At 35.3% G+C, this 14,215-nt stretch carries 15 protein-coding genes; 12 read left to right on the top strand and 3 right to left on the bottom strand.

Going from position 1 to position 14,215, the window contains the following annotated elements; all coding sequences use genetic code 11:
* Positions 1-394: 394 nt before the first annotated feature.
* The 5 genes from OM074_RS18470 to OM074_RS18490 all read left to right on the top strand — a co-directional run bounded on the left by OM074_RS18470 (position 395) and on the right by OM074_RS18490 (position 3,830).
* Complete coding sequence (locus OM074_RS18470) at positions 395-1,678, top strand: ApeA N-terminal domain 1-containing protein (protein ID WP_301202055.1); 1,284 nt, start codon at positions 395-397, stop codon at positions 1,676-1,678.
* Positions 1,679-1,897: 219 nt separating this feature from the next.
* A complete protein-coding gene (locus OM074_RS18475) occupies positions 1,898-2,215 on the top strand; it encodes a nucleotidyltransferase domain-containing protein (RefSeq protein WP_301202056.1) in 318 nt (105 codons plus the stop codon).
* A 102-nt stretch (positions 2,216-2,317) separates the two neighbouring features.
* Entirely contained in the window at positions 2,318-2,920 is a 603-nt protein-coding gene (locus OM074_RS18480; RefSeq protein ID WP_301202057.1) for an SUMF1/EgtB/PvdO family nonheme iron enzyme, read from the top strand.
* Positions 2,921-2,994: 74 nt separating this feature from the next.
* Positions 2,995-3,171, top strand: coding sequence for a hypothetical protein (locus tag OM074_RS18485; protein ID WP_301202058.1), 177 nt, complete (start codon positions 2,995-2,997; stop codon positions 3,169-3,171).
* Positions 3,172-3,389: 218 nt separating this feature from the next.
* Positions 3,390-3,830 carry a 2-thiouracil desulfurase family protein gene (locus OM074_RS18490; protein ID WP_301202060.1) on the top strand — a complete coding sequence of 147 codons (441 nt, stop codon included), beginning with the start codon at positions 3,390-3,392 and terminating at the stop codon, positions 3,828-3,830.
* A gap of 794 nt (positions 3,831-4,624) precedes the next feature.
* Here the strand turns inward: OM074_RS18490 and OM074_RS18495 are convergent.
* From OM074_RS18495 to OM074_RS18505, 3 genes are read right to left on the bottom strand one after another with little or no spacing between them, the layout of a single operon-like run.
* Positions 4,625-5,776, bottom strand: coding sequence for a PepSY-associated TM helix domain-containing protein (locus tag OM074_RS18495; RefSeq protein ID WP_301202061.1), 1,152 nt, complete (start codon positions 5,774-5,776; stop codon positions 4,625-4,627).
* 24 nt (positions 5,777-5,800) lie between these two features.
* Positions 5,801-7,048 carry a DUF4374 domain-containing protein gene (locus OM074_RS18500; RefSeq protein ID WP_301202062.1) on the bottom strand — a complete coding sequence of 416 codons (1,248 nt, stop codon included), beginning with the start codon at positions 7,046-7,048 and terminating at the stop codon, positions 5,801-5,803.
* A 34-nt stretch (positions 7,049-7,082) separates the two neighbouring features.
* Positions 7,083-9,512: a TonB-dependent receptor gene (locus OM074_RS18505; RefSeq protein WP_301202063.1), complete on the bottom strand. Its 2,430-nt coding sequence runs from the start codon at positions 9,510-9,512 to the stop codon at positions 7,083-7,085.
* Positions 9,513-9,652: 140 nt separating this feature from the next.
* On the opposite strand from OM074_RS18505, the gene OM074_RS18510 reads away from it, so the two are divergent.
* The 7 genes from OM074_RS18510 (at position 9,653) to nhaD (ending at position 14,214) form a co-directional block, all read left to right on the top strand.
* Complete coding sequence (locus OM074_RS18510) at positions 9,653-10,225, top strand: Crp/Fnr family transcriptional regulator (protein WP_301202065.1); 573 nt, start codon at positions 9,653-9,655, stop codon at positions 10,223-10,225.
* Between the two features lie 91 nt (positions 10,226-10,316).
* Complete coding sequence (locus tag OM074_RS18515) at positions 10,317-10,493, top strand: hypothetical protein (protein ID WP_301202066.1); 177 nt, start codon at positions 10,317-10,319, stop codon at positions 10,491-10,493.
* A gap of 89 nt (positions 10,494-10,582) precedes the next feature.
* Entirely contained in the window at positions 10,583-10,780 is a 198-nt protein-coding gene (locus tag OM074_RS18520) for a hypothetical protein (protein WP_301202067.1), read from the top strand.
* A 198-nt stretch (positions 10,781-10,978) separates the two neighbouring features.
* Complete coding sequence (locus tag OM074_RS18525; RefSeq protein ID WP_301202068.1) at positions 10,979-11,737, top strand: acyl-[acyl-carrier-protein] thioesterase; 759 nt, start codon at positions 10,979-10,981, stop codon at positions 11,735-11,737.
* A gap of 104 nt (positions 11,738-11,841) precedes the next feature.
* Positions 11,842-12,102 (top strand): hypothetical protein, encoded by a 261-nt coding sequence (locus OM074_RS18530; protein WP_301202069.1) that lies wholly within the window; start codon positions 11,842-11,844, stop codon positions 12,100-12,102.
* A gap of 325 nt (positions 12,103-12,427) precedes the next feature.
* Positions 12,428-12,745, top strand: a complete 318-nt coding sequence (locus OM074_RS18535) for a hypothetical protein (RefSeq protein WP_301202070.1) — start codon at positions 12,428-12,430, stop codon at positions 12,743-12,745.
* 92 nt (positions 12,746-12,837) lie between these two features.
* The gene (gene nhaD / locus OM074_RS18540; protein WP_301202071.1) at positions 12,838-14,214 is read left to right on the top strand and encodes a sodium:proton antiporter NhaD; all 1,377 of its coding nucleotides are present in this window, start codon (positions 12,838-12,840) and stop codon (positions 14,212-14,214) included.
* Position 14,215 lies beyond the last annotated feature (1 nt).

The following is a 14,215-nucleotide window of genomic DNA, read 5'->3' on the forward strand; positions in this document are numbered from 1 at the left end:
TATGAGTTCCCCGTCTGTCTGGCGACTGCCGGACAGGGAATCTCGTAGGGGTCACACGATACAATATGTCAATTGTGTTAAAAGCGCTTGGGGCTATGGTTCCAGGCGCTTTTTTTAGTTGATAGAATTAAAAACTATGGAGGAAAGAGAAGAAATATGGTTTGTTTATTGGCAGAAAATGTATTTATCTAAAACTGGATTTTTTTAATTTTTATTACCTTGGGGGACGTTTTTTGGCAAATAAACATATTATAAATTTTAGACATTGTGTTTATGCATAAAAACTATGGTATAAATACAGTGTGTTTATGAATTATATAATGGATATAAAGTCAATGAATTTAGCGAAATGTTAGGTTTCATGCTAAAAAACGTCTCTACAAAATAATAGCACATGGAATATAAAGGATTTTGGTTTTTGCCAGGACAAACAGACAAGCAGATTGCAGGAGTATTGACTGTAAAAAAGGATATTTCATATAAGCTAGAATTAATTGGTGGATTTGATGAAGACTTACAATCATTAATTTCCTCTGAAAAAAAAGATGTGATTTTCGGGGAAGTTTATAACGCAGATAATAATATTAGAAAAATAACTCTAATAAATTGTTATCATTCTTTTAATATTAATTTTTCCGCAAAGCATCCAATAACACACTATAATTGTTCAGTTGTTATTGATGGATTACATGTAAATAGCTTGGAATCAAATTTATGTATTGAGATTAGAGCGGATTTATCTTCCTTATATAATTGGAAAAATACAGGAATTATTAAACGAACATTTCAATTTCCCAAAGAACCAGAATCAATAAGTAAACCGGAAAGTATCTCTATTGATTTAAATCTTAAAGACTATTGGGAAATACCTGTAGAAATTAATGACATAACTAAACTTGTATTGTATGCTGATAGTAATTATGACACTTCCTCAGATTATAAGAAGTCAACTATTCAACAATTTACTAGAGTTCGAATTGAAACTAAAACTGCGACATCAATAAACAATTTATATCGAAAATTATATCTCTTTCAACAATTCTTATCATTTGCTGCTTTAAACACTGTTTGCATAAATAAATTATGGGTTTATAGCAATGACTATTATGAAGAAATAAAAGGAGAAAAGATAAATAACCCTGCGTACATTTATTTAAAGCCTGATGAAAAATGCAATAAAGAATCAGAAACTAAGAAGTCAGACTTTTTATTCAAATTTTCAGACATTAGTGACAATTTTGAATTTATTATAAAAAAATGGTTTGAGGTTAGTGACGAGGTTGCTCCAATAAGAAATCATTTAATTGAATCTATTAAACCGATTAGAAAATTTTCTAGTGTGAACTTTTTAATCGTTATTCAAGCACTTGAAGGTTTTCATCGTAAATTTAGGGTTCAAGAGTGGAAAAAACTACGAGTAAGATTGAAAAGTTTGGTTGATGAATTCTCGAATATTGATGAGATTAAAAAAATATCTGAACTTGACATAAAACAAACAGTAGCTTCAAGAGATTATTACTCTCATTTTTTAATTGATAAAGAAGACGTGTTGGAAGGAGTTGAATTGTATTACCTTACACTGAGAATAAAAAACTTATTAATTTGTTGCGTATTAAATCTTGTCGGTTTTGACAATGAAAAAATAAATAAACTCTTAAAGAAAAATAATAGAATATAAAGCACGAAAACCTAACAATGTATAAAAATAATAGCCGAAACTGTAGCAAAATTAGAGGTTGTAGCTCGCATCAACTTTTATGTAACTTGACAGGGAAGTGCCCCGCAGCCGGCTACTATTCTTATACTAAACGTTTACCCTCAATTGAGAAAAATATTACGCAAGAAAAATAATTTACGGAAAATAAATAAAAATATAGAAAATGCTTAATTTTGACATATGGGCAAGGATGAGACTATAAAACAGAAGATTAAGCAGATTGTAAAAGAAAAAGCTCCAAGAGCAGAAGTCTACTTATATGGTTCAAGAGCGAGAGGAACAAGTACTCCTGAATCAGACTGGGATATTCTTATTTTATTGATAAGTTCCAAAATAACAGATACGGAAGAAAAAGAAATAACCTATCCATTATATGATTTAGAAATAGATACAGGAGAAGTAATTAGTCCAATGATTTATACAGAAGAAGAATGGAATAATAAATACAGTGTTACTCCATTTTATCATAACGTAATGCGAGAAAGACAACAAATATAATGGATTACAGACCTGAAGATTATTCAAATTATAGACTTCAAAGAGCAAAGGAAACAATAAAAGAACTTATCGAAGAAATTTCAAAATTTATAGAAATAAATTATGAAAGTTAAATTATTAATTGTTTCAATCATTCTTTTGAGTTTTACCACAAAAAAAGATATAGAACCAATAGGCACGGTAAAATGCAATGGTGTGTATATTGATAAATATGAAACGACTATTTCTGATTATAAGGAATTTCTAAACTTTATCAGTTCGGATGCTTTTTTTTCACAGGATTACATCCAGAATGCACAATTGGACAGTTCTTTGAATATAATTTATTCAGGGCCCCATAGAAAAGAAGAACTTATAACTCCAATTGTTGGAATCACAACACTTCAAGCAAACGAATATTGTAAATGGCGATCTGAAATGGTTACTTTTGCTGTTAATTATCCAGATTTTGTTCCACAATGTAGAGGGAAAAAATGTGACATACCGCCTACATATACTGAAATATTAGAAAAAAATAAAGAGGCTAAGACAGTTATTGTATATAGAATCCCAACGCAGGAAGAATTAGAAATAACTAAAAATCGAATAAAGAAGAGAAACAAGAGTTTAAAATTACTAACTCAAGGGCCTATCAATATTATAGAAAATGTAGGATTAAGATGTGTAGCTGAGATTGAATTAAATCATGACATAAACCCTAATTAAAAACAAACCTGATTATTTTCGTTATTTACAAAAAAGTCAGAGACAAAAGCTTATGGGAAGATCAGGTTTTGTCCATGCTTAAAGGAGTTGAGCAGACTTCAAGGGAAATAATTGAATTTGTTGTAAATGATTTGGGAGTTTCAAGACTAACTGCGGCAAACTATCTGAATAAATTGGCTGACGATAAAATGTTGCGAAAGGACAAATTGGGAATCGGGAATTGTTATGTTAATGAAGAACTCTATTGGTAAACCATATGAGGGAATACTTTAAGCTCCCTAAGCCCAGAATAATCCACTATAATGTTTAGATTTATGCTACAGATAATAAAATATTAACTAAGGAGCCGGATACGGGAATTCTGTACGTCCGGATTTTTGGGGGGTATGTGGAGCAATCCACCATTCTATCCTGATTAGCGGTTGTTGTGAAATGAATAAACAGCACATTATAAAGTAAAGAGAAAGATATGTATTTAATCAGTTCTTGTTTGGTTGGAGTTAATTGTAGATATAATGGTACTAGTACTTGTGAGGCTTTTTTGAAAAAATTAATAGACGAAGGCAAAGCTATATCTGTCTGTCCTGAAGTCTTAGCAGGACTTCCAACACCCAGAGAATCTTGTGAGATTATTACTGAATCCCCAAGTGTTAAAGTTAAGTCTAAAACAGGTTCTGATTTTACAAAAGAATTTAAAACTGGAGCTAGTAAAGTTTTAGAAATATGCAAACAATATAAGGTTACAACTGCAATTTTACAATCAAGAAGCCCTTCGTGTGGTTTCGGCAAAATATATAGTGGAGAATTTGATGGTAAATTAATAGAAGGAAATGGGGTTACTGCAGACCTATTGTTTGAGAATAGTATAAAGATATATAATGAATCAAACTGGGAATTAAAAGAGGGATAAATACACAAAATCAGACAGGTACAAAGGCGATTGGCGTCGGAAAAAATAGATTGTTAGGCAGGTGAGAATGTAATAATATTATTAATAAGTATTCTATTTGGGATTCCATCTACTGCAGAATGAATGAATATCTTGAAAGAAGATATAAAGAACGAGAAAATAAACAAACAACAAATGCACTATGTTATTTAGTGGCAGGTAGTTGTAGTTAGGGAGCTCAGCTCCCGCAGGTTGTCTTTGTCCTGCCGGAAAAAAGACGCAGTGCGCAGACTGCCACAGAATTAATAACAAACGTTGCCAACAATACGGCGAGTTGTACTAAAATAGAATTAGAGAAATTTTATGAGAATATAGTAGCCAATAATAAAAATCTAAAACTATAACTTTTGATTCACTGATGGTAAGCAAGAATATATATGGCTTTTTTTGTTTTATTATTTGTTAGCATAGGTATTCTTTATTGTCGTTTTTCGGTGTTTTTATGACATTTCTTTGCATAGGCTTTGCATTTCTATGCTATGGCTTTGCTATTTCTATGCATAGTCATTGCTAATCCTATGCATGCTTGTTGCTATTTCTTTGTATTGTGGTTGTATTGTGGTTGTGTTGACTATGCACATTCTTTGATTGTTCTTTGCTTCGGCATTGCTTCTAAGGAACCGAAGAATAACTATAAAATCTCCGTAAAAATACCAAAGTAAGTACGTCGTCATATGCTTGTCATACCATAGGAAGACAGAACAAACAGAAATAAAGGATGCTGTTGGCATCCAACGTTTATAGAATAAAATACGTTAATGTTTCTGCCTAAGGTTGTATCTGTTCAGCCAGATAATTAAACCTGTAACAGGCAGGCTGGCACATATCAAACCAACTAAAAATACGATGATTTTACCGGCAAATCCCCAAATGGCCCCGGTATGTATATCATAATACATCATGTTCAACTTTTCGGCAAAAATAGCATCGTCGTAGCGATCGCCTTTGACGCGTATGGGTTCAAGGGTGTATCTGTCGTAAAAATAGGAGTTGTGGTGATAGAATTTTCCTTTGTGTTTATACATTATAATTTCACAGGCATCATCATCATCCTTTAAGGTAGGTGTAATAAAAATACGCTCTGGATTTGCTTGATTGGATAATGCTTTATAAAAGGCTTTGTCTATTGCCGGAATTGAATCGCTAATAGTTTCTTTGACATTAGATACATTGGAATGGGGATGGTGATGTTCAGCTTTAGTTTCGCCACCCGAAAGGGTATAAAATACGGCATGGTCGAACCAGCTAAAACTCCAGGTTAATCCGGTTAGCGCAATAATTAGTGCAAAAACCAATGCATACATCCCCAGTGAATGGTGCAAATCGTATTTTAATCGTTTAAAATTTGTCGATAAATTAAGCGACAACCTACGCTTGAGGATTGTTAAAGTCCATTGGTTTGGCCACCATATTATTAATCCGGAAATCAGCATTAAAACAAAAATAATTACCGAAATACCCACCACCGGTTTGCCTATTTTTTCGGGTAACCATAGCCGAGTATGACCTCTTTCAATAAATTCAAAAAAGTTAAAATTTCCTTTTGCTAATGGTTCCTGCAACTTAATAAATTCAGCAGAATAAGGATTCATAAACACGACCTTAAAATCCATGCTACTATTATTCGGGATCCAAAAGCCAACTGCAGCAGCTCCTTTTTTGCCATCAAAGGTTAATCCGGTAGGTTCTGCCCCCGGGACATAAGTTTTAGCTGTATCTATTAATTGAGAAGGAGGAGCATAATTGGCATCGCGTGCCTCAACAAAACGCCAGGGTTCCAGAGCATCCTTAATTTCATTTTTAAATACATAAATGCTTCCGGTTATACTAATAACAAAAACAATAATACCTGTAGCAATTCCCATCCACAAGTGCAACCAATAAATAAATGCTTTTACCTTACCCATTATGCTCCTCCTTATTTGTGTTTTTTATTTTAAACGAAATGTTCCTGCAACAAAACTGGCATCAATTGCAGCGCCTTTTTTAACCGACATATCTGAAGGGTTCAATATGTAAACGAATAAGCCATCATCGGTAGCTAATGGAGCGTAAATAACACCATTGGTATAGGTCGCAATAGATTCCAGCTTGCGCCCTTGAGCTGCGCTGTTGTGTTGTGGACAGTCTTCAAAATAAGTCACTGCCTGCTCCTCTAAATCTATGATAGCTGATTTTAACGGGCCATCAGACCAGGCTACCTGTTCGTCTCGGCTGGCTGTGTTCATTTCGGCAAAAGCTTTGTTGGCTCCCATGTATAAAGCATTTGCCGTAGTATAGCCATTGCCGGTTGCAGTTAAATCGAAAAAGTAATTACTGTCGAACGTGGTTTCATTATAGTTGATGCGTAAAAAGCCTGCTGTTTCGTTCGATTGGCTATAGCCATTAGCTATGTTTGTATGCGATACAGCATAAACGTTGCCCGATTCATCTAAAAATAAGCCACTGTTGGTTCCCCATCCACCAATAGGGCCGGTGCGCTCATCGGTGATGGTTTTTACATATTCTAATCCAGGATATGTAAAAACAGCTACTTCGGCATGGCTCACATCGGGTGTAGTATAAGATGATGTTAAAGCCATATACGAAACATAGACATAGTTGCCACTTTGTGCCAGCCCTGTATTTACCGGGAGGGCTGTATCGCTGATAATTGTGCTTGAAATATTGTTGCACGGAGTAGTTACTGATGTTTCAATTTCGTTTGTTTGGCTGTTTATTAAATGAAGCACAACAACATCGGAGCTTGAACTCATTTCAATAGCAACAATCTTGTTATCATGGGTAATAACCATATCCTGAATGGCATTGATAAAGTTTACGCCAAAAGGGGCTTCTTCCAGGTTGCCATTATCGTCACGTGTTATAGCCGATACATCTGTGTAGGTTAATCCTCCCAAGCTGTATAATGTTTCGTCAATTTGCGAGTACTCATAATAACCTACCTGGGTAATGTCGCCGGTTCCCTGAGCAGATAAGGTAAGGTTGTTTTCAGCAATGCTTTCGTACTGAACAGAATAGTAGCTGTAGTCATAACCTTCGGCCGGGGCATATGCCAATACCATTACAAAAGGATTATCACCACTGAAATCATCCGTAGTTTTATCGTCTTCACATGAAGTTAAACCAATACAGGTAAATAGCATTAGCAACATGAATAGTTTGAAATTATTTTTCATAACAGAATAATTATAGTTTATTAATATTTATTTTCTAAAGTGAAATCCGAAGCTTTATATTAAACGCACGCCCCGGTTTTTGTAAGTAATACTTATCGTATAGTAAGGCATCAAACAGGTTGGCACACATGGCCGATAGGTTATACCTGCCGTTTTGGAAACTGTAACTTAGCTGAATATCATGCGACCATTGCCGCGGGATGATATATTTGCTGTTATTGGTTCCCATTTCAACCCAGGTTAGATAGTATTGCTCCGTGAAATTCAGGAAATAGTCGAAAGTAAGGTTGGTATCTTCTTTTAGCCAGTCTTTAAAACTAAAACCTGAATTCAGGTTTCCAAACAAGTACGGACGGTTGGGTAAACGGAACCCATAACTGTAATTGGTTTGCCAATAATCGCCCGAAGCTTGTTTTATCAATACTTTTTTAGCGCGGTCGGTAATATCTTGATAAGTAATGTTTGCACTTAAATGATACCATTCTTTATAGTTGTACTGCAAATTGCCTTCTGTTCCCAGAAAACGGATTTTTAAGGAATTGGCATACGACGATTCGGGGCTTCCGGGACTTATTTTTGCATAGATCAGATCTTTTGCATTGCGGTATAAAAAGCCTGTGCCAAATTTTATCCGATGGTTCAAGGCAATTGTTTCGGTAAAGTCAAAACTGAAATTTAAGTTGTCGCTGGATTCGGGTTTTAAATCAGGATTTGGATTTACAAACAAACCATTACCAAACATTTCGAGTGGTGTTGGCATGCGATAAGCTTTTTCGTAAGATGCTTTTAGTTGTAATTGGGGCACAACAAAGAAAGTTGATGCCAATCCGTAGCCTATATTGTTTCTTTTATTTGCCAATTTTTCAATTCTTTCGTTAGCAAGGAATTGGTCGTAGCGTTTGGATGTTTGGGCCTTTAGGTTGTAATGTTTTGTAAATATGGTGGTTGTGTGGTGTTGTGCCCATTTGTATTGGTATGATAAGCCCAGGGTTTGTTTCTGCATATCTTTAGGGAAAAAATTGTATTCGTTTTCGGGGTTCAGGCTATCGCTAACGCTCCGGTGATAATCTGAAATGGCATAATTAAACGATACTTTGTTGTGGTTTCCCAACGAATAGCTTGCATTGAACTGCCCGGTAAGTTCTTTAATATTAAAAATGGTAAAGGTACGGTCGCCAATTTCACCATCGTTTGATCCGGGTGTAATGATAGCTTCTCCACTCCAGTCGTAGCTGGTTCCGCGTAAGGTGTCAACTGCATGCGATTTGTTATGGGTATATGCTCCGTAAAAACTAATGTCAAGTCCTTGTGTAAAGAGGTTTTTTTTATTGTATTTCAGGGTGCTGATCAGAGATTGGCTTTCAGAAAGTACTCCTCCATAAACTTTAGCCATGGTAGCTCCGGTTTGCTGTTGTTTGTTGTTTCCTGTTAAAATAAATCCCACTAATAGGTTGTCTGCATATTTTTTATTGGTTACACCCATTTCCAGTTTGCCTGTGGCTGATTTATACCTGTCGTGAAAACGAGGATACCATTTTTTCTCTGTATCGCCATTTCCTTTAACTACATATACTTTGTAGTTGTTATCAGAATAATTATAAAAGAAATTTCCTCGTATAGTAAAGCCATTTTTCCACGATCGTGCGCCATTCAAGGATGTCCTGTGGGTATTAAACGAACCAATGGCATACGATATATCTAAATAGTTTGCCGTATTGTGGGTTGTGATATTTACCGCACCACCCAATGCATCGTTTCCCAGCCATACCGGAACAACCCCTTTATATACTTCAATATGCTTAATCATATTTACGGGTAAATCGCCAATACCAAGAGATGATCCAAAGTTATCCATGGGAATGCCATCGAGGAAAAACTTCACCTGACTACCTGAGAAACCATTCAGGGAAAAGGTTGAGTTAGATCCCATACCACCGTCTTCGGCTATGCGCACTCCCGAAATATTATTAAGTATTGTTTTTGCATCGCTAACTGAATTTTCGAGCCCTTTTGTGGCAATAGCCTCTACTTCGTAGGATTGTTCCCTGATGCGTGTAGTTGTTGATTTGGCAGTAACCTGAACATCCTTTATGTCAAAACTCTCATCTTCTAATTTTATATTACAGAGTGTTGGTTCTTTATTTGAAACGGTAACCATAACCTCAAAAGGTTTATAGCCTAAATAAGAGGCCTTAAGTTTATAGCTCCCCATATTTAGTGATTCAAGTTTATATGAACCGTCATTTTGGGTGGCGGTTCCTGTGAAACCCTGGGATAATTCAATTGTAATATTTACCCCAATCAGTGGGGCACCTGCTTTATCAGTTACCTTACCATAAACGTAATTATTTCCATTTGGCTGTGCACCTAGCTTAGCTAATAGCAGTAAAAGTACTGCTGTTACCATGGTGTATTTTAAATGAAGGTTACACCAATTTACTTTTTTCACTTTTTCTTCCCGCATCCCTTGTTCTAATTTAGGGTGCAATTTTATGTACAATGAAAAGTTTAGTCAACCCCAAAAGGTTGGTATTTTGTATGGAAAAATAATTGCTTTAAAAAGAATGGCTTATTTTGTAATTAAAATTGAATTAAATTAGATAGATGCAAATTTCGTTAGTAGACCATTTTAGCAGGTATGTAACAATTAGTGATGCCGATATTGAAATTATTAATAAATATATTAAGCGAAATACGTTTAATAAGAAAGAAGAGCTGCTAAGGAATGGACAAGTGTGTAAGTCTCTGTATTTTGTTGAACAAGGTTGCTTGAGAATGTTTTACATTAACTCAAAATCTACAGAACAAATTACACAATTTGCCCTTGATGGTTGGTGGATGGCCGATTTCTTTAGCTTTATGGATCAGCTTGAGTCTGAATATTTCATACAAGCAGTTGAGGCTTCTAAGGTGGTAACTATAGAATTCCAGTCTTTTGAGGTTTTATTAAAAGAAGTGCCACAACTTGAGCGATATTTTAGAATAATTATGCAAAAAAAAATAGCAGCCTCACAATTAAGAATGAAATATTTGTACGAGATGTCTAAAGAAGAATTCTATTACCATTTCGTAAACTCGTTTCCTGAATTTGTGCAACGAGTACCTCAGTATATGATTGCATCTTATCTTGGGTTAACACCAGAATATGTTAGTGAACTAAGAAAAAAGAATCAGTAAATTGTTTTATTAAACCAGTTTAATTTTTTTGAGACATAGCTACAGTATCTTTGAAGAGTAGAAATAGAAAGAACTTAAAAACAAAAAGAATATGGACGCAAAAGAACAAGTATTGGCAGCAATGAAAAAAGAAGGAACGCCTTTAAATGCCGGGAAAATTGTTGAATTAACAGGTCTTGATCGTAAGGTGGTGGATAAAGCGATGGCTCAACTGAAAAAGGAAGAAGCTATTGTTTCGCCCAAGCGTTGTTATTGGCAGGCAAAATAGAGTTTTTAATATAAGTAAAGAGCATTAACTATATTGATTACCAATAGCACACAGGATTAGATGTAAAAATTTACATAAAAGTATTTTGTATGAATAGAGAGATTACAATTTCGGTAGGTAGTAAAAATGTATCAGGTTATAAAGATTACCCAGGAACTGGATTTATTGTAAAAGGTACAGCTGGATTTATAGATTCAGGTGATGAATTTCAGATGATGAAAGACAAATTTTCGTTTTTAAATCGTGTTTTGGAAGTGAACGTTACTAAAGCAAAACAGATGTTGTAGATTATTTAAAGTAGTTTTAATATCTTTTTTGCTTACAGTAATTAGATTAAAGATATTTTGAGGAAGGAAGGCATTGAGGTGCTTTCCTTTTTTTTTGTTGCAGACTTGGTATATCATTTTTTCTTTTTAGAGATGTGAAAAATAGTATAATTTTGGATTTCATTATTAATACCTGTCTTGATACTAATTTTTAAACAGATGGAAACAAACAAACTGGTTCTCGAAAAAGAATATTCAATTAATAGTCTGTTGATAAACTCAAACCAGCGACTGGGTTTGTATGGGTTGTTGGGGTTGATGCAGGATATAGCATATAATCATGCTGCTATTTTAGGGTATGGATACGAGGATATGGTGCGTGACAAATGCTTCTGGGTTTTGATTCGTCAGAAATTGAAGATGAAGAGATGGCCGGGGTGGCAGGAAGAAATAATGATCCGGACCTATCCCAAGCCGATAAAAGGAGCGTTTGCCGACAGAAATTTTGAAGTTTATCATAACGGAGAAAGGATAGGGGAGTGTGCTACTTCATGGATGATTTTGGATGCCAAAACCCGAAGACCCCATTTGCACCATGGATTTGACAGGACCTTTGATCCGGGTGAGGAGTATGCCTTGCCTTTTGTGGCAGATAAGTTGATTGCTCCTAAAGATTTGGAGAAAGTAAAATCTGTGGTGGTAAAGAATAGTGATCTGGATTTAAGCAACCATGTCAATAATTTTAAATACTCACAATGGATTTTGGATTTGATTCCAATCCAATATCACAAAACTTATTTGTTAACAGAGTATGATATTAATTTTTTAGGTGAAGCCTTTTTAGATGATGAGGTTGAGTGCTTTAGTAATATATTTCAAGTTGCACCGGATCAAAAGAATGAATTGTTTTTTAAAGGGGTGAAAAAAGAAAACTCAAAAACTGTATTTTTGGCCAGAATTATAGCTTGTAGCTTATAGCTGATAGCTATAAGCTACAAGCTATAAGCTACAAGCTATCAGCTATCAGCTATCAGCTATCAGCTATCAGCTATCAGCACAAACATCTAATTTTTAAAGATAATATGCATAAAGTTACAATTTGGGTCGATTTTGAGAATCAGGTGTCGGTAGATGATATGTCGAACAAAGCTAATATCAAATTAACCATTGAAGGAGATTCAAAAAAAATAGATATTGTTTCACAACTGGATCTTAAATCGGGTTATGAATTTGAATTTGACTATTATGGGGAGTTTTGTCTCTCGTTGGAAAGTGAGGAGTTGAATTACAAAGAGAATTTTGTGTTTGCAGATGGGTTGGACGATTTGGAGATTGTGATATAATTAGATTCAGTAAGTAAACAGCTTTTTTATAGTGAACCCGCCGCTCATCCCTCGTTCCCGGAAGTCAAAAACTCTTGCACCGTGTGGGTTAGGGTGAAATCGAGTTTTCTGGCAAGCACTGTGTAATAATATTTAATAATACAAGAAGTTCATATCGTGATACTAGATACTTCTGGTTTATCCAGTTTAAGGAGGCTGGGTGCGTAGGAGAAAAGTAGACTGTATTGATAGAAAAAGCCATTAAGTCTTTTTAACAAATGTTACAACATTATTTAATCGTTGCCAGCAAGAAAACATTTACATTTGCGCTTTCTTAAAAACTCAGATGGGAAAGTTACTTTACATCATAGTAAGTATATTGTTGTTTAATTCCTTACAAGGCTATTGTTTTGAAAGGAGTTATTGCTATGGTATTGAATGTGGTGACTGTCTGTTGGTTGAGGATTTAGATAATGATGCCCATGATGGTATTAATAATTTTATACAAGATATTGAGGATGTAGAAGAAAATGTTTCGTTCGGCCTTGATATACTATATTTTGATTTCCCCCTATTTGAGATCGTTTTACATAAATCGACTAACGTTTTAAAAAGAGCAAGTCTCATTCTTTTTGAGGCTGATACTTCGCCTCCTTTGTTGTAAGTGATTGATGCCTTGTTTAAAGGCTTTGTTTTTATGCGCTAAAATACTGCTTGCGCAATATTATTCTATTTTTTTATATTAAAACGGACAAGATGTTTTATTTGATGTTGTTCATATTCCTGGTGGGGTATGGATTTATTGTGTTTGAACATGTAAATCATATTAATAAAGCGGCTACAGCTTTGTTGATGAGCTCATTGTTATGGGCTATTTTTTCATTGGGGGGTGAAGGTATTTTAGGTTTGGGATTTAGTTCTGCCTGGAAAAATTACGTTGGTGAGTTAGGCCCGTTGGCCGAAATAAAAGAGTTTATTACGCACCATGCGTTACTGGAAAACCTTTCCGAAACCTCCTCGATATTGTTTTTTTTAGTGGGAGCAATGACTATTGTGGATTTGGTGGACCGCTATCAGGGTTTCAGGATCATTACCAACAAAATTAACAGTACCAACCCAACCAGGTTGTTATGGATTATTAGTCTCCTTACATTTTTTATGTCAGCGGTGCTGGATAACCTTACTACAACTATTGTGATTATTACAGTGCTCAGGAAGTTGTTGTCTGGTAAAGAGAATCGTTGGATTTTTGCCAGTATGGTAATTATTTCTGCTAATGCCGGAGGGGCATGGTCGCCCATAGGTGATGTTACTACCATTATGTTATGGATCGGAGCGCAATTGACCGCAGGTCATATTGTTATGAGTGTTATATTGCCTAGTTTGGTCAATATGGTCGTGAGTACTTTTTTAGTTTCGTTTTTGACTAAAGGACAAACTTTGCGCCCTGTTTTGGATGAGGATGAAACAAGGGAATTTACAACACACCAGGAAAGGATGTTTATGTTGGTTGTGGGTACGCTGGCCCTTATATCAGTTCCAATTTTTAAAACCATAACACATCTGCCTCCTTATTTGGGTATGTTGCTTGGTTTAGGGGTGTTGTGGGTTATGAACGACAGATACCTTCGGAAGCGTTCTGTTGAGGATAAGCGTAAGTTAACAGTAACTTCAGTTATAAAGTCAATAGATATTCCCACAGTGCTTTTCTTTTTAGGGATATTAAGTGCAGTTGGCGCTTTGCAATCTGCCGGCCATTTGGATATCATGGCAGAGTACCTGGATGAACATGTGAAAAATATTTACGCCATCAACTTTATTATCGGGGTTATTTCATCCATCGTAGATAATGTTCCGTTGGTGGCAGCATCAATGGGAATGTACAATATTGCAGGAACAGGCGCTACCGGATATATGGCAAATTTTGTTCAGGATGGTAGTTTCTGGTCGTTTTTGGCCTATTGTGCCGGTACCGGAGGTAGTATATTAATAATAGGTTCAGCGGCGGGTGTTGCAGCAATGGGACTGGAAAAGATCGATTTTATGTGGTATATGAAAAAGATAAGTTTAATTGCTTTTGCCGGATATCTGGCTGGAGCTGTAGTTTTTTGGTTACAAGGTTTTATAATGTAAA

Source organism: Plebeiibacterium marinum (genome assembly GCF_026013615.1).
Lineage (GTDB): Bacteria > Bacteroidota > Bacteroidia > Bacteroidales > Marinilabiliaceae > Saccharicrinis > Saccharicrinis marinus_A.

Excerpts from the sequence above, each read along its gene's own strand:
- OM074_RS18470 (WP_301202055.1), top strand. The coding sequence starts at position 395 with ATGGAATATAAAGGATTTTGGTTTTTGCCAGGACAAACAGACAAGCAG.
- OM074_RS18475 (WP_301202056.1), top strand. The coding sequence starts at position 1,898 with ATGGGCAAGGATGAGACTATAAAACAGAAGATTAAGCAGATTGTAAAA.
- OM074_RS18480 (WP_301202057.1), top strand. The coding sequence starts at position 2,318 with ATGAAAGTTAAATTATTAATTGTTTCAATCATTCTTTTGAGTTTTACC.
- OM074_RS18485 (WP_301202058.1), top strand. The coding sequence starts at position 2,995 with ATGCTTAAAGGAGTTGAGCAGACTTCAAGGGAAATAATTGAATTTGTT.
- OM074_RS18490 (WP_301202060.1), top strand. The coding sequence starts at position 3,390 with ATGTATTTAATCAGTTCTTGTTTGGTTGGAGTTAATTGTAGATATAAT.
- OM074_RS18495 (WP_301202061.1), bottom strand. The coding sequence starts at position 5,776 with ATGGGTAAGGTAAAAGCATTTATTTATTGGTTGCACTTGTGGATGGGA.
- OM074_RS18500 (WP_301202062.1), bottom strand. The coding sequence starts at position 7,048 with ATGAAAAATAATTTCAAACTATTCATGTTGCTAATGCTATTTACCTGT.
- OM074_RS18505 (WP_301202063.1), bottom strand. The coding sequence starts at position 9,512 with ATGCGGGAAGAAAAAGTGAAAAAAGTAAATTGGTGTAACCTTCATTTA.
- OM074_RS18510 (WP_301202065.1), top strand. The coding sequence starts at position 9,653 with ATGCAAATTTCGTTAGTAGACCATTTTAGCAGGTATGTAACAATTAGT.
- OM074_RS18515 (WP_301202066.1), top strand. The coding sequence starts at position 10,317 with ATGGACGCAAAAGAACAAGTATTGGCAGCAATGAAAAAAGAAGGAACG.
- OM074_RS18520 (WP_301202067.1), top strand. The coding sequence starts at position 10,583 with ATGAATAGAGAGATTACAATTTCGGTAGGTAGTAAAAATGTATCAGGT.
- OM074_RS18525 (WP_301202068.1), top strand. The coding sequence starts at position 10,979 with ATGGAAACAAACAAACTGGTTCTCGAAAAAGAATATTCAATTAATAGT.
- OM074_RS18530 (WP_301202069.1), top strand. The coding sequence starts at position 11,842 with ATGCATAAAGTTACAATTTGGGTCGATTTTGAGAATCAGGTGTCGGTA.
- OM074_RS18535 (WP_301202070.1), top strand. The coding sequence starts at position 12,428 with ATGGGAAAGTTACTTTACATCATAGTAAGTATATTGTTGTTTAATTCC.
- nhaD (WP_301202071.1), top strand. The coding sequence starts at position 12,838 with ATGTTTTATTTGATGTTGTTCATATTCCTGGTGGGGTATGGATTTATT.